Raw genomic sequence first — 378 nt, forward strand, 5'->3', positions numbered from 1 at the left:
CTGCTTATCAATATCTGCCTTTAAACTTCTGGCAGTTTCCAAGTCGCCTTTATCGATGGCGTCCTGTGCTTTTGCAATCAAATCATTGATTGCTTTTTTCTGCTCATCAAATTTGTTCAACTCAACCCCTCCTTAAATTTGGGTATAAAAAAAGCTCTACGAATTTAATCGCAGAGCTTCTAGCTCTAAAGCTATATTCAATTTTTCTAACTCTTGAAAACGTGCTAAGGATTGCGATCGCTGGCCAACTTCAACGCTCGTACCGGTGTATGCTGGCATCGTTACAATACTGATCTCCAGCAACTCATCAATCTGATTAACTGTTTGCACATATTCACCATTGTTGCGGGCCCACGTCTTAGCATTTTTATCCTCTGA

1 protein-coding gene is annotated in these 378 nt (G+C 40.5%); it reads right to left on the minus strand.

All coding sequences use genetic code 11. The features are described from left to right. Nucleotides 1–156: 156 nt before the first annotated feature. Nucleotides 157–378, minus strand: a 222-nt coding sequence (locus FC24_RS11310) for an HK97 family phage prohead protease (protein ID WP_191980391.1), incomplete at its 5' end; no start/stop codon positions are given.

Source organism: Loigolactobacillus rennini DSM 20253 (assembly GCF_001436505.1).
GTDB classification, from domain to species: Bacteria; Bacillota; Bacilli; order Lactobacillales; family Lactobacillaceae; genus Loigolactobacillus; species Loigolactobacillus rennini.